We start from the raw sequence: 24994 nt of genomic DNA, 5'->3' as shown, positions 1-24994 counted from the left end.
AACTTAAATTAAACAGTAGATCCAATTGCAGAATTTAGGTAAAGTGAGTTTTTACGAGGTAAATACGTTGCAAATTTAATTTAAAATAGGAGTAGAAATGCGTTTTAATCAATGGATGACCTATATCGCAGTGGGCTCAGTGCTTGCTAGCACTGATGTTTTGGCGACAAGCGCCCCTGTTCATGAACAGTTGCAAGTGCCTCAATGTCTTGCCGCAAAAATTGCTACTCCGTATGAGGTTTTGGCAGAAAATAAACAATTTAAAATAATTGATATTCCTGCAGCAGATGTGGATGCTCTAAGTCATTTGGCAGATCAAGTAAATTGCGGTCGTTTCGTGAATGTGAGCCATCACATACTTGGTTCTTTGCTTCCAGCGAAAAAGCAATCTGCGCAAAGAGTCCTGCAGAGAAAAACAATTAAAGCAGCGCAACCCAAAAGCACTGTATATGAGCTGAAGCACCCAGATGAAGTTAATGAGGCATTACAGAATGTGGTCCCAGATAATATTTGGAATACTTTGAAGCAACTTACTTCATTCCATAATCGTTCAGCGACCAAAGATACAGGTGTGGATGCGGCAAAATGGTTGAAAAAAACTTTTGATGATATGGTTGCTGCAAATGGTCGTACTGATACAGCAACCTTTTTCGTGAAAACAGGTAATTATTATAAGCAACCTTCGTTAGTCACTGTCATTGGCAAAGACATCAATGCGCCTGCAGTAGTGATTGGAGCACATATGGATACGCTTGACGGACGTATGCCAGGTGCAGGGGATGATGGAAGCGGTTCTTCATCGGTTATGGAAATGGCGCGAATTTTGTTGTCTTCCAAAACAACGTTTAAGCGCCCAATCTATATCATTTGGTATGCCGCTGAAGAGCGCGGTTTAGTAGGCTCTCAGTATGTTGTTGAGCATTTTATGGATAACTCAATTCCGGTAAAAGCTGCTATTCAGTTTGACATGACGGGTTATCGCGTGAATCGCAAAGATCCAACAATGTGGGTATTTACCGATTATACAGACGAGAGTTTAAGTAATTTCGTAGCAGAATTAATCAGCAATTATGTGCAGGTTCCGGTTGCTTATTCAGAATGTGGCTATGGGTGCAGTGATCATGCTTCATGGGATGAAGTAGGTATTCCCGCAGCATTCCCATGCGAGTCTAATTTTGAAGATCACAACCCTTACATTCATAGTTCTAAGGATACTATGGACAGATTGAGTTTAGAACATATGACTAACTTCTCTAAATTGGCGTTGGCCTTTGCTATTGAAATGGCTTTAGAGTAATTCTCAAATACCTCCATAAAAATTTATGGAGGTATTGTTTTAAATAACGTAAGTAAGAGGTAATCATGATGTACCGTGCTGTGACAGGTAAAGTAGGGGCTTCTTTTGGCTTATTTCTTTGTTTTATCATAAGTTGTATGACCTCTGTAGCGAATGCAGCTGATATGCTACTTCCTCCTTGGTACTTATTACAAAATCAGCTAAGTGCCGCGTTGAATGCAGATCCGTGTGTTCATGTAGCTGACTTAACGGGTGAAGGGCGTGATATGGAAATTAAAGTTACTGTTTGTAACGAAGATAAAGCTCAGGCCTTAGCCTCTTTTGTTAACCAGGTGCATGAGTTTGGAGAGCAGTTAGCGGTTACCGTTAAAGTTTATTCATCTGATTCAGTTCCTGTTGAAGCAAGTACTTTAAGTAGCCTTAAGGAGGCTGTAGAGTTGCTTAATCGAGCACTGAAAGGTAATAAATATTTTATAAAAACAGGAATTGGAATAAGAGGACATGTAGAAGCAGCATATGCACTCTTTACGCCTCAGATTATCCAATATTATTCAGATGACATTAGTGATTGGTTTCTGAATAATAATGAAGTGGCAGCAAAAGTGTTTCGTGACATTTTTAATTTGAATCCATTTGCAGAAGATGGAGTTAAAATATATGCATCTACTGCGATTATTGAAAAATAATGAGCAGAAATTTTTTTATCACTAGGGGTGGGGATGAATTATAAGCACTCCCTATTTTTTCTTTAATCGTTATTGAGAATAGTCCTTTGTGCTCATCAATTAGTTATTCGATGAAGGTTTTGGCGGGCAATGATATTCTTCAGTGATCTCGTTTTCAGAATTTACTGCTTGCAAAACGATAGGAAATTTCCATAAAAAATAGAGATGTTTCAAAACATCGACTGTAGTTTGGCCCAAAGGCACTCTATTTTGCTGGGTGTACCGTAAAGTCATTGAGCGATCACCTTGTAAGTCAACAGAATAAATTTGAATATCAGGCTCCAAATAACCTAGATTATATTGTCTTGATAATGCTTCTCTTATTTTTTGATATCCTAATTCATTATGAATTGCGTTGACGTAAAGATCAGGACTGCGATCGTCGTCTACGATGTGAAATAATTTTAAATCACGAATCAATTTAGGGGATAAATATTGGGCAATAAAACTTTCATCTTTGAAATGACGCATCGCATTATCCAAATTACTTAACCAATCTGTATTGGCCAAATATGGTAACCATGTTTTATCTTCTTCTGTAGGATTTTCACAAATTCGCTTGATGTCTTGCATCATATGATACCCCAAGGTATAGGGATTTATGCCGCTATAATAAGGACTATTATAAGGTGGCTGCATGATGACGTTGGTATGGCTTTGTAATATTTCCAGCATAAATTCATCTGTAACTAGGCCTTCATCGTATAATGCATGCAAAAGGGTATAGTGCCAAAAGCAAGCCCATCCTTCATTCATCACCTTGGTTTGGCCTTGAGGATAAAAATATTGAGCCATTTTACGTACGATACGCACGATTTCTCGCTGCCAAGGTTCTAATAAAGGCGCATTTTTTTCAATAAAATATAAAATATTTTCTTGTGGCTCTTCTGGGAAATGTTTTTTCTGAGCTTGTTCCATAACTTGTCTGCTTTGTGGAATGGTTCGCCATAATTCATTGACTTGAGATTGCATATAAATTTCGCGGTTTTGTTGGCGAATTTTTTCTTCCTGTATGGATAAAGGGGTAGGATGTTTATAGCGATCCACTCCATAGTTCATCAGTGCATGGCACGCGTCCAGGACTGCTTCTACTTCATTGATGCCATAGCGTTGCTCGCAATCACTGATGTATTTTCTTGCAAATACTAAATAATCAATGATGGCATCAGCAGAAGTCCACATTTTAAATAAATAATTATTTTTAAAAAATGAGTTATGGCCATAACAAGCATGAGCAATCACTAAGGCTTGCATGGCCATGGTATTTTCTTCCATGAGATAAGAAATGCAGGGATTTGAATTAATAACTAATTCATAAGCTAAGCCCATTTGTCCACGTTTATAACTTTTTTCAACACTGACAAAATGTTTGCCAAAAGACCAATGATGATAACCTATAGGCATCCCTACAGAAGCATAAGCATCCATCATTTGTTCTGCGGTAATGACTTCTATTTGGTTAGGGTAAGTATCTAACTTAAAATCTTTGGCTATGCGTGCAATTTCACGATCATAGTCCTGAATTAATTCAAAGGTCCATTCTGCACCTGTGGATAAAGGCTTCTTCTTTTTCATGCAGTTTTCCTTTTAAATAGCTCATGAAAAACGGGATAGATATCAGCTACTGTATCAATGTTCTCCATAGCAAAATTAGGATAGCGCTCTTTTACGAGTTGATAGACTTCCCATAAACTTTGATGATGGCGCGGCATGATTTCAATATAAGCAAAATATTGTAATAAGGGCATAATCTTATCTTGCAGCAGCTCTTGGCAATAAGGTGAATCAGCATTCCAGTTATCGCCGTCTGATGCTTGTGCCACATAAATATTCCAAGCTTCTGGTGGATAGCGACTTTCGATAATGGTACTCAGGAGTTCCAAGGCGCTGGAAACCACAGTGCCACCAGTTTCTCGAGAGTAAAAAAACTCTTCTTCATTTACTTCCTTAGCGGAAGTATGGTGCCGGATAAATACCAGCTCAATTTTTTCATAATTTTTGGTGAGAAACATATAAAGCAAGATAAAAAAGCGTTTTGCAATGTCTTTTTTAGCCTCATCCATTGAACCCGAGACGTCCATAACACAGAACATGACAGCTTGAGTCGAAGGTGATGGGACACGAACGCGAAAGTTATAACGTAGATCAATGGTATCGATAAACGGTACAGTTTGTATTTTCTTCTTTAGATGCTCGATCTTTTTTTGCAGGTTTTTCAAGACTTCGGCATCTGGAACAGGTTGAGCTTCCAGTTGTTCTAATTCTTCTTCTGCCTCTTTTAATAGTCTTTTGTGGGGTGAGGCCAAAGCAACTCGGCGGCCGGTTGCTTGTTTCATTGAACGAAGAACATTAATATTATTAGGAATGCCGCTCGTAGTCACGCCAGCTCTTATCGTTTTGAAGGTGCTAATGCGCGCCAATTCTTTTTTCACCAAATCGGGTAATTCCAAATCTTCAAAGTACAGATCCAAAAACTCTTCCCGAGATAATTCAAAAACAAAATTATCTTCGCCTTCACCGCTGTCGCTTGCATCTGAGCCATCTCCTCCGCCACCCGATCCTCCACTCGGTCTTCTTATTCTATCGCCAGCAATAAAATTATCATTTCCCGGTAATACACGTTCTATATGTCCACCTTGTCCTCGATGAAACATAGGTTCAGAAATGTCTTTAGCAGGAATTGTGATTTGTTCGCCTTGGTCAATTTCGGTAATACTTCGCTTTCCAACAGCATCGGAGACAGCACGTTTGATCTGATTTTTATAACGGCGAAGAAAACGTTGGCGATTAACCGTACTTTTTTTTCCTGCGTTTTGTCGTCTATCAATCAATTGCGACATAATTTAGCCCCACATAAAAACTTTTATTCTGCACCTATTTTTGTAGTTTTGAGCTATAAATTCTAACTCAAGGAAGCATTTATCGTAGATCCCAAGCTATAGCGCCACCCACTAAGTTCTATACATCGTTGTAAGCTTGTCTAGAACTTAGTGGATAACGCTATATAAGTTAGCGTCGCCCAAACTACACCAGTTCTTTAGCTTTCTCTCATAGGTGCGAGAGAAAGAGTTTTATTATTGTGACTTACGTACTCTCAAATACCATTCACAAAGCAAGCGTACTTGTTTGCGTGTATACCCTTTATCAACCATTCGAGAAATAAACTCTTCATGTTTTTTCTTATCATCTTCAGATGCTTTGGCATTGAAGGAGATAACAGGTAGCAAATCCTCAGTATTAGTAAACATCTTTTTCTCAATTACTGATCTTAATTTTTCATAACTATTCCATACTGGATTTTTGCCGCGATTATTCGCACGAGCACGTAAAACAAAATTCACTACTTCATTACGAAAATCTTTGGGATTCGATATCCCAGCTGGCTTTTCTATTTTTTCAAGCTCTTGGTTTAATAAGGCCCGGTCAAAAATTTCACCGGTATCTGGATCACGATAATCCTGATCTTGAATCCAGAAGTCGGCATAGGTGATGTAGCGGTCAAAGATATTTTGGCCGTATTCAGAATACGATTCCAAATAGGCTGTTTGAATTTCTTTGCCAATAAATTCAACATACTTGGGTGCAAGATATTCTTTGATAAAGCCCAGATAGGATTCTTGTACCTCTTGTGGGAATTGTTCCTGTTCAATTTGACGCTCCAACACATACATTAAATGTACGGGGTTTGCGGCGACTTCACTATGATCAAAATTAAACACTTTAGAAAGGATTTTGAAAGCAAAGCGTGTTGATACGCCGCTCATTCCTTCATCGACACCGGCAAAGTCGCGGTATTCCTGATATGATTTTGCTTTGGGATCAGTGTCTTTTAAACTTTCTCCATTATATACGCGCATTTTGGAATAAATGCTGGAGTTTTGCGGCTCTTTTAAACGAGTCAAAACTGAAAATTGCGCTAACATATCTAAAGTACCTGGAGCGCACTGTGCATGCGTCAATGAGCTGTTATCAATAAGTTTTTGATAAATTCTATTTTCTTCGGAAACGCGCAGACAATAGGGTACTTTGACTATGTTAATACGATCTATAAATGCCTCGTTATTTTTATTGTTTCTGAATGTTTGCCATTCGGACTCATTCGAATGTGCTAAAATAATTCCTTCAAATGGAATGGAGGATAAGCCTTCCGTCGCATTGTAATTACCTTCCTGAGTAGCTGTTAACAAGGGATGTAGCACCTTAATTGGTGCTTTAAACATCTCGACAAACTCTAAAAGACCACGGTTTGCCCGGCATAATCCACCAGAATAACTGTATGCATCAGGATCATCCTGAGAATGTTCTTCTAATTTACGAATATCCACTTTACCTACTAATGAAGAAATATCCTGATTGTTTTCATCGCCTGGCTCTGTTTTGGCAATGGCAATTTGTTTTAAACGGGAAGGCCTGACTTTAACTACTCTAAATTGGCCAATATCACCATTATATTCATGCAAACGTTTAACTGCCCATGGTGACATCAAATAACGCAGGTATCGTGATGGGATCCCGAAACGTTCTCGGAGTAACTCAGCATCTTCAATTGGATTAAATAAGGATAAAGGGGATTCAAATACTGGTGAACCTTTAATGGCATAAAAAGGTATTTTTTCCATTAAATCTTTTAATTTTTCAGCAATAGAGGATTTACCACCTCCTACAGGCCCTAAGAGATAAAGAACTTGTTTTGTCTCTTCCAAGCCTTGGGCTGCATGTTTTAGAAAACCAACGATTTGCTCAATCGGCTCTTCCATGCCATAAAAATCTTGGAATACAGTATATTGCGGGATGATTTTATTGGAAAAAATCCTTGATAAAACAGGATCATGGCGTGTATCGATCATTTCAGGCTCGCCTATGGCCATTAACAAGCGCTCCGCTGGATTGGCATAAGCTGAAGGGTCATTTTTACACAATTCCAGGTATTCTTCCAAACTCATCTCTTCTTCTTTGTTATCTACAAAGCGTTTGGTATAACTGGTTAAAAAGTCTTGAGTATTCATATGCCATCCCCTTTATCCTTGTGAAGGATATATTGTGTTTCTTTACATTTATTGCATTTTACTGGTAAAAGCAATAAATGAATTTCCAGCTAACTTCGTATACTTATAAAGATTGACCTAAGAAGTTACCCCTCTATAATCATTATAGGCTAAACTAAGAAATTTTTTATATATAACTCAATAAACTTAATCGCATTTTTCATAGGATGTAACGATCATGCCTGACACAACCGTTTATTTAAAAAACTACCAGCCTCCTTTTTTTGCGGTAGAGACTGTGAATTTAAATTTTGACCTCTATGATGATCATGCTTTGGTAAGTAGTGAGCTGAAATTAATCCGTCAACATGAAGGTCCTTTGCATTTGTATGGTGATGAGCTGGAATTGGTTAGTGTACACATGAACGGCCAAAAACTGGAACCATCTGTCTATACCTTGCAAGCTGATTCGCTCGTTATCAAAAATTGTCCCGATGAACTTACCCTAAATATAGTAACGCGTATTTACCCGCAAAATAACACACAATTATCTGGACTTTATCGATCAAATCATCTGTTTTGTACTCAATGTGAGGCAGAGGGCTTTCGACGTATTACTTATTTTCTAGACCGGCCTGATGTTTTAGCTACTTATACTACACGAATCTCAGCGGATAAAAAGCAATATCCTATTTTATTATCCAATGGAAATTTGCTTGAATCGGGCGTGACTGATGATGGGCGTCATTGGGTAGTTTGGAATGATCCTTTCAAAAAGCCATCGTATTTATTCGCGTTAGTTGCAGGAGACTTAGCGTGTATTCGCGATAAGTTTGTTACCTGTACTGGTCGTACAATTGATCTACATATTTATGTTGAGCCAGGAAATGAAGATAAATGTGCTCATGCCATGGAGTCGTTGAAAAAATCCATGCGCTGGGACGAAGAAGTTTATGGACGGGAATATGATCTGGATATTTTTATGATTGTGGCGGTTAGCGACTTCAATATGGGGGCTATGGAGAATAAAGGATTAAATATTTTTAATTCCAAGTACATTCTTGCGCGCCCAGATACAGCAACAGATCAAGATTTTGCCGATGTTGAGGGTGTAGTTGCCCATGAATATTTTCATAATTGGACTGGTAATCGAATTACTTGCCGTGATTGGTTCCAATTAAGTTTGAAAGAAGGCTTAACTGTTTTTCGCGACCAGGAATTTTCTCGAGATATGAATTCGCGAGATGTAAACCGAATTATGGATGTGAGAGTATTGCGAAGTGCTCAATTTCCCGAGGATGCTGGAGCAATGGCTCATCCTGTGAGACCAGAGTCTTATCAGGAAATAAATAATTTTTATACAGCCACAGTTTATAATAAGGGAGCTGAAGTAATCCGTATGCAACATACACTCTTAGGTAAAGCGGGTTTTAGACGAGGTATGGATTTATATTTTAAACGACACGATGGTCAGGCGGTCACTATTGATGATTTCGTTGCAGCGATGGAAGATGCCAATCATGTTGATCTTACTCAGTTTAAGCGATGGTACAGTCAAGCAGGTACCCCAGAGGTAACAGTTACCAGCGAGTATGCGCAGGGTAAGCTGACCTTAAAAATGAAACAAAATTGTTCACCAACCCCTGAGTGTCAAGATAAAAAGCCATTTCATATTCCTATTCGTGTTGCATTATTTGATGCTCATGGGCATCAGATGTCAATTGATAAGGACATTTTGGAGTTAAAAGAAGCAGAGCAGAATTTTACTTTTACCGGTTTGAGTGAAAAACCTGTTGTTTCATTATTACGCGAATTTTCTGCTCCGATTAAATTAAAATATGATTTGACTCAAGAGGAGTTGCTTTTTTTATTGCGGTATGAAGTGGATGGTTATGCCAAATGGGATGCAGCGCAAAATCTTGTTCTGAATTGTATTAAAGAATGCTTAAATCAACCATCCAGCACATGGCAAATTCCTTCTGCTTTAATTTCTGCTTTAAAGCATGTACTCCTTGATGATTCACTAGATGCTGAGTTGCGTGCGGAATTACTGATTCCTCCAGGTTTTGAGGATATTGCTACAAGGCTAGACAGTGTGGATGTGAGTGCAGTAGAAAACGTCCGTGATTTTTTCCACCAGCAATTAGGATGGTACTTGTATGAGACTGCCCAGTCACTTTATCAACACCTCTGGCAAATCGAAGATCACCGTATGAATGGACCTGCTTATGGTCGTAGAAAATTACGGAATGTTTGTTTATGGCTTATGATGAAAGCTAAGGAAGTAACTGCTCTAGACGTATGTCAACAGCAGTATATAGCGGCACAGACCATGACGGATCAAATCGCCAGTTTTTCTTTATTGGCCAATTGCACGAATCAGGGATTGCGAGAGCAAGCAATTGATGATTTTTATAAACAATGGTCTAAAGATGATTTGGTATTAGATAAATGGTTTACAATTCAAGCGATCAGTGAACTACCGGACACTTTGACTCATGTAAAAGTATTATTAAAACATTCTGCTTTTAGTATAAAAAATCCCAACAAAGTTCGTGCGCTGATCGGTGCATTTTGTATGGGAAATCCACGCAATTTCCATGCTCTAGATGGAAGTGGTTATCATTTTTTAGCTGAAATGTTGGTGATTCTGGATAAAATTAATCCACAAATTGCAGCTCGTTTAGCGAATCCATTTACTCGCTGGAAGCGTTATGACAAACCCAGGCAAGCTTTAATGAGAAATCAATTGGAGCAATTGGCCAAACTGGATTTATCGCGTGATTTGGCAGAAGTAGTTTCTAAAAGTTTGATGGTGAGCTAACGAGGACTATAATAGGACTTATTTGTACCTAGAACTCATTGTTAGAGTGCGACTTTAGTATGTTTAGCAGGAAGCGAACTTAAATTGTTGCAAAAATCAGTGAGATTTAAAGTGTAATAAAGTCCTAAACCCACTTCACATAAGAAAACGACTAGGACGAGCACTCCTTCTCTAAGCAAAATATCACCTTTCCCGAAGGTAGAGCACGATGAAATTGCCATGAATGTTTGATAGTTTTCCTCAGATAGATGATTTAATAATGGGCTATTTCTTAGAATACTTTTTTCATTTTCGGAAAAGTAGCTCATTGAATTTTCCCTTAACTCAATAAGAGTATTTTATTATATTTCTTCGCTCATTCAGAATGATGATGCGATATTGCTCGACGAAGAAATTTAGTTACTATAATTATTTGTAGAGAGATGTATTTTTTTCAAGAAAATTAATTATTATCCAGTGCTCATTTCATTGGAAACGCAGCCAACTCCTTGATAATTTGTCCCTGTGCATCGGCCACACCTACTCCTATTTCATAAGCAGTATCATGGATTTGTGTTGGATGTGCTTGGGTGAATTGATAAATTAATTTTTGCAATTGCTCATATAAAAAGATATTTTGTCGTGCCTTTAAATGTTCTGCAGAAAAGATAGAGAAATGTGGATTAAAGTAATTGAGTACAGTCGGACTTCCATATTGATGAAAGAGAGCTTGTCTTTCCGGGTCATGAGCAGCCCAAGTTGGAATAATTGTATTGGGATCCCTTAAGTATGCTAATTTATTTAATGCCTTCTTGCTTAATCCACATATTTTTTTATTATGTGTTACAGTTAACATCAAATAACCATTACGGTTAGGAATAAATTTTGATGTAGACAGGAGTATTGGTTTCTGTTGCTTTGCCAATTCTCTTGTTTTTCTGATAATGGTAGGAATTTGTTGTGAGTTATAGTTTGTCAGATACAAGGTAATATGAAGAGGAAGATGGTTCATATAAGGTGTAATCTGATACGTAGTGAATATTCCTTGTTCCGCCAAATATTGATTAAATTCTTTGATAAGGGTTTTGATGTGGTTTTCTGGCTTTAATTTAAGATAAACGTTAATTGACAGACTATTTGCTGCTGTGCTGTTGGCAACAAAACAACCCATTAACCCGAATAGGAGGATAAGGTGTCTCAGCGTTTTGCAGTTATTGGTAATCCCATTGCGCATAGTTTATCTCCGATAATTCATCAGTGTTTTGCCAAACAAATGAATGTGCGACTGACTTACGAAAAAATTAAGGCAGATGATTTCTCCTTTGAGAAACAAGTATCTGATTTTTTTACTCAAGATGGCAAGGGAATGAATGTTACTTTACCGTTCAAGCAGCGAGCTTTTGCGATGGCGCAACAGCATAGTGTACGGTGTAAAAAAGCTGGGGCTGCGAATACGTTATGGATGCAAGCAAATCAATTACATGCAGACAATACCGATGGTGTTGGATTAATTCGTGATTTGCATCGACATCTCTTAGTAGAAGGAAAGCGCGTATTAATCTTAGGTGCTGGGGGAGCTGCACGCGGAATAGTTTATCCTTTATTGGAAAATCACCCTGCAGAGCTGATTATAGCAAATCGTACTTTAGGCAAAGCGGAGGAATTTCAACGCGCTTTCCCGCAAACAAAATGTTTGAGCCTGAATGAGATTGAGGGGCAGTTTGACATAGTGATTAATGCAACTTCTGCCAGTTTGACAGGGGAGTTTGTTGCGTTACCTACCGCATGCTTGTCAGCAAAAACATTTTGTTATGATTTATCTTATAAGCAAAATGGCATAACAGCTTTTGTCCAATATGCTAGAGAATTAGATTGTGACGCAGTAGATGGCTTAGGAATGTTGGTGGAACAAGCTGCTGAGGCTTTTTTTATTTGGCATGGCATGATGCCTGAAACTCAAGAAGTACTGACATTTTTGCGTGCATCGGCGTAGGTTACTGAAGACTAATCGGTGACCCTAGATGGAAGTCCAATCCATAAAAAAATAGAGAGTTAGTCTCTGTTTAGAACTGGATCCCGTTCGTTTAGCGACACAAAAGGCATTCTTATGCCTTTTGTGTCAGATGAGATTTTGTTTTCCAGGAGGGATTATCGTTATGCCCAATAAAAATAAAATTTATGCCTAAACAATTTCCAGAACGTCTGATGTTGGGAATTTGATAACTAAGAGAAATTACTCAAAAAAAGCCGTAACTTCCTTGGCATTATTGATCGTATCTTGAAAACCAAGCTCAAATAATTCTCTAGTATAGTCACGCTCGAAAAGCACAAAACTTAAAAGATCGCCTGAATGTTTTTTTTCCCCCAAAAAATTGAGGAGGTATCGAAGCAATGTAGGCAAGGCTTTAAAATGTATTTGCGCCAAAGGAGCTAAGTCTTTACTGGGACGTAGATGTAACGTTGTAATGGGGCGCCAAGGTGAACGGCGTTTTTTCCATATTGACAGCAGCATGGCAATTTCGTTCATTCGATTGACCATTTCAATATCGCGGTCAAGATTATCCAAAAAAAGCGCATTTAACATATTCCCAAAAATATGAGAAAAGGGAATATCATCATGGTTACGTAAGTTTTCTTGCTCTACAAATGTAGGTAGTGCTCGGGTTCCTAAAATTAGAATTTTATCCACTTCAAAACGAATGGAGCCACGAAGAGGAGCAGCTAGGCCTACGCTGCCATCGCCATAATGAAAGCCGTCGAGTAAAACTGTTGGAAAAAACAAAGGCAAGGCGCTGGATGCCAAAATATGTTCTGCCTCGACGCTAACGCGTTTGCTGCCGTGCCGCGGATAATTCCAGTCTGTGAATTCGGGATTATTGTGTTCGTAAAAAGAAATAGTTTGGCGTGTTTCATAACAATTACTAATTATTTCCAATGTATTCAGATATCCATTGTTTATATTTTGCGTAATTCTGGTGAAATCAAGACCATCTTCAATCATTTCTTTCAAGGGAGTCGTATCAAGTAAATGAGCTGCCTGTCGCTGCTTGAGCATCATTGTACTCATATTGCGCATAACGGATTTGCTTAATGCAAAATTACTGGCTTTATAGACTTGTTGACAATGAATTTCACTCCAAATGGTTTCCAGTTTATCAAGTGCCGTTGGGAAATCATCTGCATTTTCTGCAAGTACCGCAGCATTGATACTTCCCACACTAACCCCACTGACCATCTCAAAGGGTAATGTTTTAACTTGCAAAATATGGCCAATTGCTTTCAGGACACCAGCTTGGTAGGCGCCTCGAGCACCACCACCTGCCAAATAAAGGGCTTTCTTAGACATAATGATTATTTTTATCGCATTTATTTAGTATCTATGTGGAAATATAGTTGAGTTTATGCTGAATTAGCAAGTTCTCGTTTGTATTGTAAAAATTTTCACCAAAAGTGTAAAGAAAATGGTATATTATGTTTTTTATGCAAAATGATTAATTGGCGGTCAATATGAGGGAATTTGAGATTGCAAATACTCTATTCGAGGCAACTGTAATACTTGAAGAAATACAGCGTCCAATCGATTATGATTTAGAGTGCACCACAAAGAAAAGATCTAAAAAACTCTCAAAAAAAATATTATTCTTATCAAAAATTATCAAAACTACAGGAAATACAGGCAAGGCAATGATGCAGATTGGTTCTTCCGTCAGAACCTTCAAAAATATCGCTCCTACTGAATCCCTAACCCGAGGATTAAATATTGGGGCAATTGCTTTTGCTGCATTAGATTTTTTTATTATCCCTTTTGTTTATCTCGCTTGCTACCTCTTAGATGGAAAAGCTCCTGTTAATCGGAGTAATAATGCCAAGTGGTTTTTTTCGGCGGCAGTATTAGCACTGACAATCACCTCAATATGTGTTCCTGCAGTAGCAGTAGCAATTGCTTTTACTACAGCTGCAATCTCATTAGCTTTGAGTTTATTTTTATTGGGTCAGACAATATATGAATGCCGTCACTTAATTAAGGAACGAAGAGCAACTAGAAAATTAATTGCCAACGCTGAATCTGACATAAAAGCGAGCCAAAGCAAAGCAGATCAATTAAAAACTGATTTAGGAAATGCGAATACTGAACAACAACTGATGATGCTGTACGGACAAATTACCTTTTTACAAGAGCACTTTAATGCTCAAAAAGAATATTTAATTAAACTGAAGTTAAAAGAATTAAAATTAAGCAAGAAAATAAAGAACGCTGGATTTGTGCAACTAATGGATAGATCGATTGGTTCAAGTTTGTGCGCATTGGGTATAATCGGTTTGATTGTGTCTTTATATTTCCCAATGGCAGGTTTAGGAATATTAACTGCCATATCTGCTATTTCGCTTGCATATCTGATCATTCGATTGGCGGTACCATTGCTGCAACTGCTAGGCAAATGGATTGCGAGCATGTTTAAACCTGCAGCTGTTGAGGGCATCTCAAAAGACAACCTAGAGCAAACGTATGAGCATAAAAAAGAATCTTCGACTGATTTGATGATAGAATGTTTTTTTGGCAATAAAAAAAGTGCAAATGAATTTTTAAAAAAAACCTCCAAAAAAGATGAGGATTTATCATTAACAAGTAAGACCTCAATATTTAAAATTGAAAAAAACTTATTGGAAGAAAGAGATAAAAAAGATTTGATTTGCTGTGAATTAATTGTCTGAACATTAATTCCATAAACTGAAATAGTCGATGAACACTCTACTATCTGGTCAAAATGATGCGCCTTTATTTGCTTTGATACTCACATACTTCATGTATGCTGCGTTTCGGTATACCCTATAATCACGCCATTTTGTTCAATCTAGAGAATTGTCTACGGCTCCCCAATTTTTTAGTCCAAAAGCTCATTGCAAAAAATTAAAAACTCCTTTAACTTAAAAATTTACCCTTAAAAGAAGAAAACTCATGGTGAATATATTTCGCGAGCAACCCCGTGCATTTCACATGATTTTTATGTTGGAATTATGGGAGCGGTTTGGGTTTTATACAGTTCAAGGGATCTTGACTTTGTTTTTTATTCGCTATTTGGGTTACAGCGACACGATATCCTATTATACGTTTGGTGCTTATTCAGCTCTGGTTTATGGTATGGTGGTTATTGGAGGGTATTTGGGAGATAGAATATTAGGCACAAAGCGCACTATAGTTCTTGGACTTATTACTTTGGCAACAGGTTATTTTTCTTTAGCGATTACAGATAGAGGACATGTATTTTTTGCATTGGGTTTAATTTGTGTTGGAAATGGTTTGTTTAAGGCAAATCCATCGAATTTGCTCGCTAAGTGTTATGAGGAAAATGATCCTCGTTTGCATGGCGGTTTTACTTTGTATTATATGGCGATCAATTTGGGCAGTATGATTGCATTATTTGCTGGCCCAGCGATTGCGAGTCGATATGGTTATTCTTATGCTTATATGATGAGTTCAATCGGCTTGCTCATCGGATTAGCCAATTATTGGCTGCAACACAAATTTGTTGCACACATTAATACTGATGCTGACAAACGGAAAATCTCGCTCTCCCAATGGTTAATTATATTGTTTGGGATATTCTTTCTCACTGAATGTTCTTCTTATTTATTACAGCATGTAATGCTTGCTAAAAACTTATTTTGGTTTATTACCATTACGGTAATCAGTTATTATATATTTATGACAGGCAAAGAAAGCAAAATTTCCAGAATGCGCATGCTCGTTGCTTTGGCGTTGATGTTGGAAGCAATTATTTTCTTTACTTTATACCAACAAATGCCAACTTCACTGAATTTATTTGCCGTACATAATGTAATCCCGGTTTTCTTTGGAATCCCGATAGATGCACAAAGCTTTCAAGCATTAAATCCCATCTGGATAGTATTGATGAGCCCTATTTTGGCTTATTTTTACAACTTTCTTCACAAGAAAGGCATAGAGTTTTCCATTCCTTATAAATTTTCTTTAGGCATGACCATGTGTGGTGTGAGCTTTTTAATGCTCTTTTTTGCTCGCTATTTTTATACAGATCAGGGTATGGTTTCTTCCTGGTGGTTAATTATAAGCTATTTATTTCAAAGCATTGGTGAATTATTGGTATCAGCTCTTGGAGTAGCAATGGTTGCAGAGTTAGTCCCGGCGCAAATTGCAGGTTTTGTGATGGGGATGTGGTTTTTAACTTCTGCTATAGCCGGGTTTATTGGTGCCACGGTTGCCTCTTATACCGCACTTCCTGAGCAGATTAAACCGGGAGTTGGTTCTTTGATGATTTATACTAATGTATTTGCCTGTATTGGCATCGTTACTTTAATTATCGCGTTGTTTATGTGGTTATTATCACCGCGATTAAGTCGCTATATTGCAACAAAAAAAACGGATTTGCACCAAGAGACAAAAGAAGCAGAATATTCTGTATCTAAATGCTTTATGATTAAGGATTAGATCATAGTTCAAATGCTTCTTAGGAGACAAATCAAAAAGTGAATAAAATTTTTCAAGCCCAGTTATTCATCTCGAAAGTTGGTTAACCTAAATTCAACTGGTGAATTTAGGTTAACCAATTTTGGGCTTTTTTATCTCCAATGACCGCGCCAACCTGTACCACGCCAGCCTACACCACGCCAACCGCCATGCCAACCACGACCACCCCAATAACGCAAGCCACCATAAGTACGCCATCCTGAATAGTACCGGGGGTAATAGGAGTAACTTGAATAGGAGTAAGGATAATAGCTAGAATAATAATAGCTGCTAGGCGTTGCTGTAGTAACATAACAGCCACTTAAAAAAATTGTAGGTACAAACACTAATACTGCGATAATAAGTTTTTTCATGATCGCTTCCTTAGTCAACGTTCGCAAATTAATTATACTCCATGAGCATATTTTAATCAAAAAATATTTATTTATATTTGAATCGTTCAGTTGGTAATTGCTTGTTAATTAAGGTTTGTTTTAATATAACTTGGATAAACCATGTTCATATCGATGAATTCTAGTATTCTATTGTGCATATTATGAAGTACGGTTGTAAGCTATGAGAAAATGAATATTGAAATCAGTCTGTGTTCTCAAAAATTGATAAAGAAATACTTATTAGCCTCTGGTGTTCATCCTCATGAGCTCTCTTCTATTTCTTTGCCGCCTGATTTTATAACCTTGATGTCATGGCTCGATGAAAAGCAAATAAAAAACTCAGAGAAATCATCAACGAAAAAAAAGCAAAAAATTGAATTTATTCTTGTCTCCTTACGCACAGAGCTATTGCGGGATCTTTTCCTTTCCATGCAAGGGGACGATGTTAATTTGCCTAAGGAAGTTGAAAACAATACGAAAGGCAAAATGAAATTCGTATTACTCACCATGGCTGGTATTTTGGTGGCAGCATGTCAGGGATTTGATGGAATCGTGACTATGTTGAGTGTTGTCAGCTTGCCCTCTTCGATAATTCTTGGCATTGGTTTTGCGTTTTCATTTCTTTCTGTGATTGTTTTTTGTGGATTTGATTTAGTAAAAGTTTCAAATGCTCTGGGGATTAAGCTTAGTGATGCATATAAGTTATTAGATGCATACTTGTTGCAATTGCAAATGATTAAATCCATAAGAAAGAAAATAGATGATTATTGTTTTTCAGATTTTTTTTCAAGTGATTTGAAGCAATTGGAGCTTATAGTTTCTATGTTGCAAAAAAACTTTGCATCACTTACTAAAGCCAGTAAGCAATTTGAAAAGGCACTAAATAGTGAAAGCATTCAAACGATTAAAACTCTGATTTCAGGTGTCTCTGCATTACTTTTCTTTGGTGGTGGTTTTTTTACAGGCCAATCAGTAGCTCTTTTTATGTCAGGTCTTATCATTAATTCAGCAATTCCTGCTTTTTGGCCAGTAATTATTTTCAGTGCCGTAGTAGGTTTAGCGGCATTGAGTATTTATTGGTATGTAGAGCGCCCTGTGCTCGACAAGTTAGTGAGCAGTTGGTTTGGTTTGAATGAAGAGAGTGTACAAAAATTATGTGATAATCATTTGATAGATAAAGAAGAAAAAAAGTTAGAAAATTTGAAGCGGAAAATAATCAGTGCTGCTAGAGCATCTAAAAAAGTTGTACAGTCGGAGCAACTTTTTGATGTTCATGAGAAACTGAAAAATAATGAGTTAGTTCATGAGAGAGTTGAAATTGGCGCAAGAGTTAGTACTAATTATTATTCTTTTCTTAAACTACCAGAATCTCCTGCTGCATTACCGGATGTTGTTGCTGAGGACGAATATTTAGAAAATGCATCATGTTGTATTATATGAAGTGTATTAAATTGGAGGGCAACAGATCCCGGTTTTTGGTGGGGTGCTGTGCTCAGGGAGGTGATCTTTTAAGTTAAATATTTAATGTATCTTTTACAAAAGGGATCGTTATTTTTCGCTGTGCTGCAAGAGAGGCATCATCCAGTCGATTGAGTAAATTATGCAAGTCATGCATATTTCTAGAGCATCTATTCAGCAGGAATTGTCCTACGCTTTCTGGTAAGTCAAATCCTCGCTTTAACGCATGAAGCTTTAGAGTATTAATTTTATCTTCATCATTTAATTCCATCAACTGAATCACTAATCCCCAGCTTAATCTAGAGCGTAAGTCTGCCAGTTGGATGGGGATAGTAGTTGGTGATTGATTTCCAGAAATGATTAAAATACTCTTTTCCATGTCTTTGATTTTATTATATAAATGGAATAAAGCTTCTTCCCAGGAAGGATCTTTGGCGATTACATCGATGTCGTCAATACAGATTAGCTCTTGCTCCTCCAGTCCTTCTATAGCTTGCGGTCCCCATTCTTTGAGGAGCATCAAAGGGAGATAGATTGCGGAATGAGCATGGGCTGCTTGACAACAGGCTTGTAATAAATGAGTTTTACCACTACCAATATTACCCCAAAGATAAAGCAATCGGTCTTCCCTATTTGCGAGTATGTTATGTAATTGCTGTTGCAGCAGTTTATTACTTCCCCAATTAAAATCAGCAAGGGTTGCTTCATCATTTAATTTTATAGCTAGCGCCAACTGCTTGTTCATTATGATGGTTCTTTTTTGGGCCATGCTTTCCTGCCCCAGGTCCAAATATAATCAACATAAGTAATTGCGGTAGTAAGCGTCGTCAAAATGATCAGGACATTAAGCAGATAGGGAGGAAATTCAAAATAAGCCAATTCAAATAAACAAAAAGTGACTAGAGTCAGCTGTAATACTGTATTAATTTTACTGAGCAGCGTGGGTTGAAAGTCCAACTTACGACGAATAAATTGATACCATGCAATTACCCCTAGGGAAATGGTTAAATCCCTGAGGAATACCAGAATTACTAGCCACCAAGGTAATACACCGATTAAAGCTAAGGAGATGAAACTGGAAGCGATTAATAATTTATCAGCCAGCGGATCAATAAAAGAGCCAAAAAAACTTTGCCAGTTAAAACTTCGGGCTAAAAAGCCATCTAACCCATCACTCAATCCAGCCAAAATAAATAAATAAAAAGCAATAGCATACTCATGGCGATATAAATAAAATAGGAAAGGTGCGATTAATATGAGCCGCAATAAAGTTAGAATATTTGGAATGTATTTTAATATCATAGGCCATACGATAATTAATTTAATTACCCCTTTATTTGCCCAACGCCTTTTCAACGTTAAATTTAGTGATTGGCTTTTTGAAGGGAATATATAATTGCTAAACAATATAGTCTAGTGTATACAATACTCGCAGTTCTGTCACTTATGTTTGTCTTCATTTTTACGAAACATAATTACTGTGTTGCCAATCATTTGTATGAGTTCAGCATGGAGTTGCTCACATAACTCAGTAGCCATAACAAGTCTGTCTTCTTTTTCTGCACCATTAATTTTTACTTTTATTAATTCATGTGCGAGCAATGCAATATCTGTTTCCGCAATAACGGCTTCAGTTAACCCTTTAGCTCCAAGAAGCACAACGGGTTTCAAATGATGTGCTTGGGCTTTAAGAGATTTTTTGAGTGAAGTATCCACGTAATGTTCCTTAATATAAACAGACCCTAATGCACTGATTTGGAGACTGAATGATAAAATGGTAAATTATTGCACGTTTTGCTGGGAAAAGGTAGTAAAATTCAGTATCATAGATCAAATTGATACTCTATATAAATTTATGAAGCGTACTAAAAGCAGTAAGCGATGGTTGCAAGAGCACTTTGATGATGTTTATGTAAAAAAAGCACAGGTAGAGGGCTATCGCAGTCGTGCGGTATACAAGTTAAAAGAAGTAGATGAAAAAGAGTCATTGCTCAAACCAGGGATGACCGTAGTTGATCTAGGTGCAGCCCCAGGGGGATGGACTCAGTATGTTTCTGAACGGTTACAAGGTCGCGGACGTATAGTCGCATTGGATATTTTGCCTATGGATGCTTTGCCTGATGTGGATTTTGTTCTTGGTGATTTCCGGGAAGATGAGGTGTTGCAAAAGCTCATAGACTTAATCCCAGAGCATCGTGTCGACTTGATATTATCAGATATGGCCCCAAATATGAGTGGGACCACTGCAATTGATATTCCACGAGCAATGTATTTGGTGGAGCTGGCCTTTGATTTTGCACAGAAAATGCTAAAGCCTGGCGGTTCTATGCTTATTAAAATCTTTCACGGGGTTGGTTTTGATGAGTTAGTAAAGCAGGCGAGATCTTCTTTTGAGAAAGTCGTGATTCGAAAGCCTTTGGCTTCTCGTGCTCGCTCAAAAGAAACCTATTTGCTGGCAAAGGGATACAATTTATAGTAACTTTATGATTTAAGAATTTTCGATCATAAAATAATAGCTGTACGTCACTAACGAGGTTAATACTTTGAACGACATGGTTAAGAATTTATTTTTATGGCTGATTATAGCGATTGTGCTTGTTTCAGTTTTCAGTAATTTCGGCCCTCGAAACTCGGTTGCTGAGAAGCTTTCTTACAGCCAGTTTTTGAAAGAAGTCGATCAAGGTATGGTTAATTCAGTCACCATCGAGGATGATAAGATCATCAAAGGGATGACAAAAAATAATAAGCGCTTTATTACTTACATGCCCATGCAAGATAATGCTTTGTTAGGTGAATTACTGAAAAGCAAAGTCGATGTAAGCGGTCAAGAAAAACAACAAGAAAGTTTTCTTCTTCATCTATTTATTAATTGGTTCCCGATGCTGCTTTTAATTGGTGTTTGGGTATTTTTTATGCGTCAGATGCAAGGTGGGGGTGGTCGAGGTGCTATGTCGTTTGGTCGTTCACGAGCACGCTTGCTTGGTGAAGATCAAGTTAAAGTAACTTTTGCTGATGTTGCTGGGGCGGATGAAGCTAAAGAGGAAGTTAAGGAACTAGTTGACTTTTTACGAGATCCTACCAAATTCCAAAATCTGGGTGGACGCATTCCTCGCGGTGTATTATTAGTTGGTTCTCCCGGAACAGGTAAAACCCTTTTAGCTCGAGCTGTTGCTGGTGAAGCTAAAGTACCCTTCTTCACTATTTCAGGCTCTGATTTTGTTGAAATGTTTGTTGGTGTGGGTGCATCTCGTGTCCGCGATATGTTTGAGCAAGCAAAAAAACATGCTCCATGCATTATTTTCATTGATGAAATTGATGCGGTAGGTCGTCATCGTGGTGCTGGTCTTGGTGGAGGTCATGATGAACGTGAGCAAACGCTAAACCAATTACTGGTTGAAATGGATGGTTTTGAAGGGAGTGAGGGAGTTATTGTTATTGCAGCAACAAACCGCCCAGATGTTTTGGATCCTGCATTATTACGTCCGGGTCGTTTCGATCGGCAGGTTGTGGTCCCTTTACCGGATATCCGTGGTCGCGAACAAATATTAAGGGTGCATTTGCAAAAGGTTCCAGTAGATAGCAATGTGGATATTATGGCAATCGCCCGAGGTACTCCAGGGTTTTCTGGAGCAGATCTCGCAAATCTGGTGAATGAAGCGGCTTTATTTGCTGCGCGTACAAATAAACGTAAAGTCGGCATGATAGAGCTGGATAAAGCAAAAGATAAAATTATGATGGGAGCTGAACGACGCTCCATGGTGATGGATGACAATGAGAAAAAACTGACTGCATATCATGAAGCAGGTCATGCGATCGTTGGTTTATCTGTACCGGAACACGATCCTGTTTATAAAGTTTCTATTATTCCGCGGGGGCGCGCTCTTGGTGTGACAATGTTTCTACCGGAACAAGATAGGTACAGTCATAGTAAACGTCGTTTGGAAAGTCAATTATCCAGTCTATTTGGTGGCCGCATTGCAGAAGAGCTTATCTTTGGTCCGGAAAGTGTAACCACAGGTGCATCGAATGACATTATGCGTTCTACTGAAATAGCACGCAAAATGGTTACCACTTGGGGACTTTCGACTTTGGGCCCACTGACTTTTGGTGAAGAAGAGGAGGAAGTATTCTTAGGCCGCTCAATGAATAAACATAAAGAAATGTCAGATAGAACCGCACAACAAATTGATGATGAAGTGCGTGCAATTATTGATAGAAACTACACGCGTGCTAAAGAAATTCTGGTTTCTAATATGGATAAGTTGCATCTAATGGCTCAAAGTTTAATTAAATTCGAAACTATAGATTTCAAGCAAATACAAGAGATTATGTCTGGGAAGGAGCCTTCTCCACCCGAAGACTGGGGTTCATCTAAGCCTCTGGATGGACCTGAAGTGATTAATAACTCACCAGAAAAACCGACAGAGCATGAAGTGAGTGTAAATCCTGCTGAAGAGCACTGAGATTATTAGTGAGAGAAGTAGGTGAATTCAAAGCAATTTTCAGGTTGGCTTGAATGTCAACGCCAACCTTCCTTAGATAATCCACCAGAAAAACCATTAATTATGGGCATCTTGAATGTCACTCCGGATTCCTTTTCTGATGGGGGTAAATTTTTATCCCCAGAGCGGGCCTGTGAACATGCTTTTCACCTAATAAGTCAAGGAGCGGATTTAATCGATATTGGAGGACAATCTACTCGACCAGGTGCACAGCATGTTCCACTTGATGTAGAATTGAACCGAGTCATATCTGTCATTGAGCAAATTCGCCTTAGTTCAGATATTTGTATCTCAATTGATACAAATAAACCCGAAGTAATGGAAGCTGCTGTAAGTGCTGGTGCCAACGTAATTAATGATATTTATGCCTTACGCACTGATGGGGCTCTCGAAATGGCTGCAAAACTAGCAGTTCCTGTTTGTTTGATGCACATGCAAGGAGCCCCACATAATATGCAACAAAACCCATATTATCCTGATGGTGTGCTTGCCGAAGTGACGCGTTTTTTTATAGAACGCATTACAGAGTGTGAGCGTGTTGGCATTAAAAAGAACAATATAATTTTGGATCCGGGCTTTGGATTTGGAAAGCAAGTACAAGATAATTTGCTCTTAGTCAAAAATCTTGATAGCTTTGCAACATTTAAAATGCCTATGCTTTTAGGGGTATCACGCAAAAGTACTATCGGAGCAGTGCTTGCTAAAGAGGTAGATGCTCGTTTAATAGGGAGTATAGCGGTCGCAGTTTATGCTGCACTGAAAGGCGCTGGGATCATTAGAACGCATGATGTCGATGAAACAAATCAAGCGTTACATATGATCACCACGATAGAGAAGGCCAATATATCAGCCTATAAGGGCTAAAAATTTTTGATAAGAGGTGGTTAAGGATGAGTCAACGTAAATATTTTGGTACGGATGGTATACGCGGACACGTGGGTTTATCAAATATCAACCCTGAATTTGTGTTAAAACTGGGTTGGGCAGTTGGCCGAGTGCTTGCTAATGGCCAACGCAAAAAGGTAGTGATTGGAAAAGATACAAGGGTATCCGGTTATATGTTGGAATCTGCTCTTGAAGCAGGACTATCCGCTGCTGGCGTTGATGTTGCTTTGCTTGGACCTATGCCAACACCCGCTATTGCTTATTTAACCCAAACACTTAGAGCAAGTGCAGGTATTGTCATCAGTGCCTCACATAATCTTTTTGAAGATAATGGAATCAAGTTTTTTTCCTCTGAGGGAGGTAAATTACCTGATAGTGTTGAGTTAGCAATTGAAGATGAACTGGAAAAGAAAATGCAAACAGTTCCCTCTGAGAATTTAGGGAAGGCAACACGAATTAATGATGCAAGCGGACGTTATATAGAGTTTTGTAAATCCACTATTCCGTCATTAACACGGTTGTCAGGATTAAAAATTGTAGTTGATTGTGCAAATGGAGCGACCTACCATATTGCCCCTAATGTATTTTCTGAGCTCGGAGCCCAAGTTATTTCCATTGGAAATCGTCCGGATGGTTTTAATATTAACGAGAATTGCGGCTCAACCTCTCCTGAACTATTAAGACAAAAGGTCATGAGTACTGGTGCAGACATTGGTGTTGGCCTTGATGGTGATGGTGATCGAGTCATACTCATTGACTCAGATGGTCGTTTAATTGATGGAGATCAAATTCTTTATATTATTGCTAAAGATAGGCATCAGCGGGGTGTGCTAAACGGTGGTGTAGTTGGTACCCAGATGAGCAATTATGGCCTGGAAATCGCGATTACGAGTTTAGGTATTCCTTTTGTCCGAACACGGGTAGGTGATCGATATGTTTTAGAGGCTTTGCGAGAAAAAGATTGGAAAATAGGTGGCGAAACTTCGGGACATATCGTCTGTTTGGATAAAACTACAACAGGTGATGGGGTAGTTGCTGCCTTACAAGTATTATCAATTATGGTTAAGCAGGGCAAAACGCTACAGCAATTAATTCAGGGTATTAATCTATTACCACAAAGCTTAGTGAATTTAAAAACCAATTACGCTACCTTATTAGCAGAACACTCACAAGTAATCGAAGTAGTAAGGGCTTTAGAATCAAGTCTTAATGGAGAAGGGAGGGTGCTACTCAGACCTTCCGGTACTGAGCCCTTATTACGCGTTATGGTAGAGGGTATGGATGAGTCTATAGTGAAACAACACGCGCAAAATTTATGTGATTATATAAGTCAGATTGAGAGAAATTTGGGCGACCAGTAATAAATAAGACTTATCTATTGAACCTTTTGATAAAAAAATTGCGATAGGACTACACATCAGCAATTAGTTTGGGTATAGTCCGCAGTTGAAAATGAAGGG

At 38.2% G+C, this 24994-nt stretch carries 21 protein-coding genes; 11 read left to right on the top strand and 10 right to left on the bottom strand.

The window, feature by feature from the left end; translation table 11 throughout:
* Positions 1 to 97: 97 nt before the first annotated feature.
* A complete protein-coding gene (gene lapA / locus Ltuc_RS00290; protein ID WP_058519376.1) occupies positions 98 to 1297 on the top strand; it encodes an aminopeptidase LapA in 1200 nt (399 codons plus the stop codon).
* A gap of 65 nt (positions 1298 to 1362) precedes the next feature.
* Positions 1363 to 1983 (top strand): group-specific protein, encoded by a 621-nt coding sequence (locus Ltuc_RS00285; RefSeq protein WP_238584040.1) that lies wholly within the window; start codon positions 1363 to 1365, stop codon positions 1981 to 1983.
* 99 nt (positions 1984 to 2082) lie between these two features.
* Here the strand turns inward: Ltuc_RS00285 and Ltuc_RS00280 are convergent, their stop codons facing one another.
* The 3 genes from Ltuc_RS00280 to Ltuc_RS00270 form a co-directional block, all read right to left on the bottom strand.
* Positions 2083 to 3597 (bottom strand): SpoVR family protein, encoded by a 1515-nt coding sequence (locus Ltuc_RS00280; protein WP_058519375.1) that lies wholly within the window; start codon positions 3595 to 3597, stop codon positions 2083 to 2085.
* The gene (locus Ltuc_RS00275; protein ID WP_058519374.1) at positions 3594 to 4862 is read right to left on the bottom strand and encodes a YeaH/YhbH family protein; all 1269 of its coding nucleotides are present in this window, start codon (positions 4860 to 4862) and stop codon (positions 3594 to 3596) included. The genes Ltuc_RS00280 and Ltuc_RS00275 overlap by 4 nt, the downstream gene beginning before the upstream one ends.
* Before the next feature lie 234 nt (positions 4863 to 5096).
* A complete protein-coding gene (locus Ltuc_RS00270; RefSeq protein WP_058519373.1) occupies positions 5097 to 7028 on the bottom strand; it encodes a PrkA family serine protein kinase in 1932 nt (643 codons plus the stop codon).
* A gap of 217 nt (positions 7029 to 7245) precedes the next feature.
* Here Ltuc_RS00270 and pepN point away from each other — a divergent pair, with 217 nt between their 5' ends.
* Positions 7246 to 9831 (top strand): aminopeptidase N, encoded by a 2586-nt coding sequence (gene pepN / locus Ltuc_RS00265; RefSeq protein WP_058519372.1) that lies wholly within the window; start codon positions 7246 to 7248, stop codon positions 9829 to 9831.
* Between the two features lie 41 nt (positions 9832 to 9872).
* On the opposite strand, the gene Ltuc_RS00260 is transcribed toward pepN, so the two are convergent.
* Together Ltuc_RS00260 and Ltuc_RS00255 are read right to left on the bottom strand one after the other, a co-directional pair.
* Positions 9873 to 10139, bottom strand: coding sequence for a hypothetical protein (locus tag Ltuc_RS00260; RefSeq protein WP_058519371.1), 267 nt, complete (start codon positions 10137 to 10139; stop codon positions 9873 to 9875).
* A gap of 152 nt (positions 10140 to 10291) precedes the next feature.
* Positions 10292 to 10981 (bottom strand): hypothetical protein, encoded by a 690-nt coding sequence (locus Ltuc_RS00255; RefSeq protein ID WP_058519370.1) that lies wholly within the window; start codon positions 10979 to 10981, stop codon positions 10292 to 10294.
* A gap of 21 nt (positions 10982 to 11002) precedes the next feature.
* Here Ltuc_RS00255 and aroE point away from each other — a divergent pair, with 21 nt between their 5' ends.
* Positions 11003 to 11803, top strand: coding sequence for a shikimate dehydrogenase (aroE, locus tag Ltuc_RS00250; RefSeq protein WP_058519369.1), 801 nt, complete (start codon positions 11003 to 11005; stop codon positions 11801 to 11803).
* Between the two features lie 240 nt (positions 11804 to 12043).
* Here aroE and Ltuc_RS00245 read toward each other — a convergent pair whose 3' ends face one another.
* Positions 12044 to 13156: a patatin-like phospholipase family protein gene (locus Ltuc_RS00245; protein ID WP_058519368.1), complete on the bottom strand. Its 1113-nt coding sequence runs from the start codon at positions 13154 to 13156 to the stop codon at positions 12044 to 12046.
* A 161-nt stretch (positions 13157 to 13317) separates the two neighbouring features.
* Between Ltuc_RS00245 and Ltuc_RS00240 the strand changes: the two genes are divergently transcribed.
* The gene (locus Ltuc_RS00240; RefSeq protein ID WP_058519367.1) at positions 13318 to 14523 is read left to right on the top strand and encodes a hypothetical protein; all 1206 of its coding nucleotides are present in this window, start codon (positions 13318 to 13320) and stop codon (positions 14521 to 14523) included.
* A 244-nt stretch (positions 14524 to 14767) separates the two neighbouring features.
* Entirely contained in the window at positions 14768 to 16276 is a 1509-nt protein-coding gene (locus Ltuc_RS00235; protein ID WP_058519366.1) for an oligopeptide:H+ symporter, read from the top strand.
* Positions 16277 to 16407: 131 nt separating this feature from the next.
* Here the strand turns inward: Ltuc_RS00235 and Ltuc_RS00230 are convergent, their stop codons facing one another.
* Positions 16408 to 16668, bottom strand: a complete 261-nt coding sequence (locus Ltuc_RS00230) for a hypothetical protein (RefSeq protein ID WP_058519365.1) — start codon at positions 16666 to 16668, stop codon at positions 16408 to 16410.
* Positions 16669 to 16878: 210 nt separating this feature from the next.
* On the opposite strand from Ltuc_RS00230, the gene Ltuc_RS00225 reads away from it, so the two are divergent.
* Positions 16879 to 18129, top strand: coding sequence for a hypothetical protein (locus tag Ltuc_RS00225; RefSeq protein ID WP_058519364.1), 1251 nt, complete (start codon positions 16879 to 16881; stop codon positions 18127 to 18129).
* Between the two features lie 73 nt (positions 18130 to 18202).
* Here the strand turns inward: Ltuc_RS00225 and hda are convergent, their stop codons facing one another.
* From hda to yhbY, 3 genes are all read right to left on the bottom strand, one after another.
* Positions 18203 to 18892, bottom strand: a complete 690-nt coding sequence (gene hda / locus Ltuc_RS00220; protein WP_058521549.1) for a DnaA regulatory inactivator Hda — start codon at positions 18890 to 18892, stop codon at positions 18203 to 18205.
* On the bottom strand, positions 18892 to 19449 hold the full coding sequence (locus Ltuc_RS00215) for a CDP-alcohol phosphatidyltransferase family protein (protein WP_058519363.1): 558 nt from the start codon (positions 19447 to 19449) through the stop codon (positions 18892 to 18894). Before Ltuc_RS00215 ends, hda begins: the two co-directional genes overlap by 1 nt.
* 138 nt (positions 19450 to 19587) lie before the next feature.
* On the bottom strand, positions 19588 to 19863 hold the full coding sequence (yhbY, locus tag Ltuc_RS00210) for a ribosome assembly RNA-binding protein YhbY (protein WP_058519362.1): 276 nt from the start codon (positions 19861 to 19863) through the stop codon (positions 19588 to 19590).
* Positions 19864 to 20002: 139 nt separating this feature from the next.
* Here yhbY and rlmE point away from each other — a divergent pair, with 139 nt between their 5' ends.
* The 4 genes from rlmE (at position 20003) to glmM (ending at position 24895) form a co-directional block, all read left to right on the top strand.
* Positions 20003 to 20623: a 23S rRNA (uridine(2552)-2'-O)-methyltransferase RlmE gene (rlmE, locus tag Ltuc_RS00205; RefSeq protein WP_058521548.1), complete on the top strand. Its 621-nt coding sequence runs from the start codon at positions 20003 to 20005 to the stop codon at positions 20621 to 20623.
* A gap of 76 nt (positions 20624 to 20699) precedes the next feature.
* Positions 20700 to 22610, top strand: coding sequence for an ATP-dependent zinc metalloprotease FtsH (gene ftsH / locus Ltuc_RS00200; protein WP_058519361.1), 1911 nt, complete (start codon positions 20700 to 20702; stop codon positions 22608 to 22610).
* A gap of 21 nt (positions 22611 to 22631) precedes the next feature.
* On the top strand, positions 22632 to 23513 hold the full coding sequence (folP, locus tag Ltuc_RS00195) for a dihydropteroate synthase (RefSeq protein WP_058519360.1): 882 nt from the start codon (positions 22632 to 22634) through the stop codon (positions 23511 to 23513).
* A gap of 26 nt (positions 23514 to 23539) precedes the next feature.
* Entirely contained in the window at positions 23540 to 24895 is a 1356-nt protein-coding gene (gene glmM, locus Ltuc_RS00190; protein ID WP_058519359.1) for a phosphoglucosamine mutase, read from the top strand.
* Positions 24896 to 24994: the final 99 nt, after the last annotated feature.

The organism is Legionella tucsonensis (assembly GCF_001468035.1).
Classification (GTDB): domain Bacteria; phylum Pseudomonadota; class Gammaproteobacteria; order Legionellales; family Legionellaceae; genus Legionella; species Legionella tucsonensis.
This window is presented reverse-complemented; position numbering and strand designations above follow the sequence as displayed.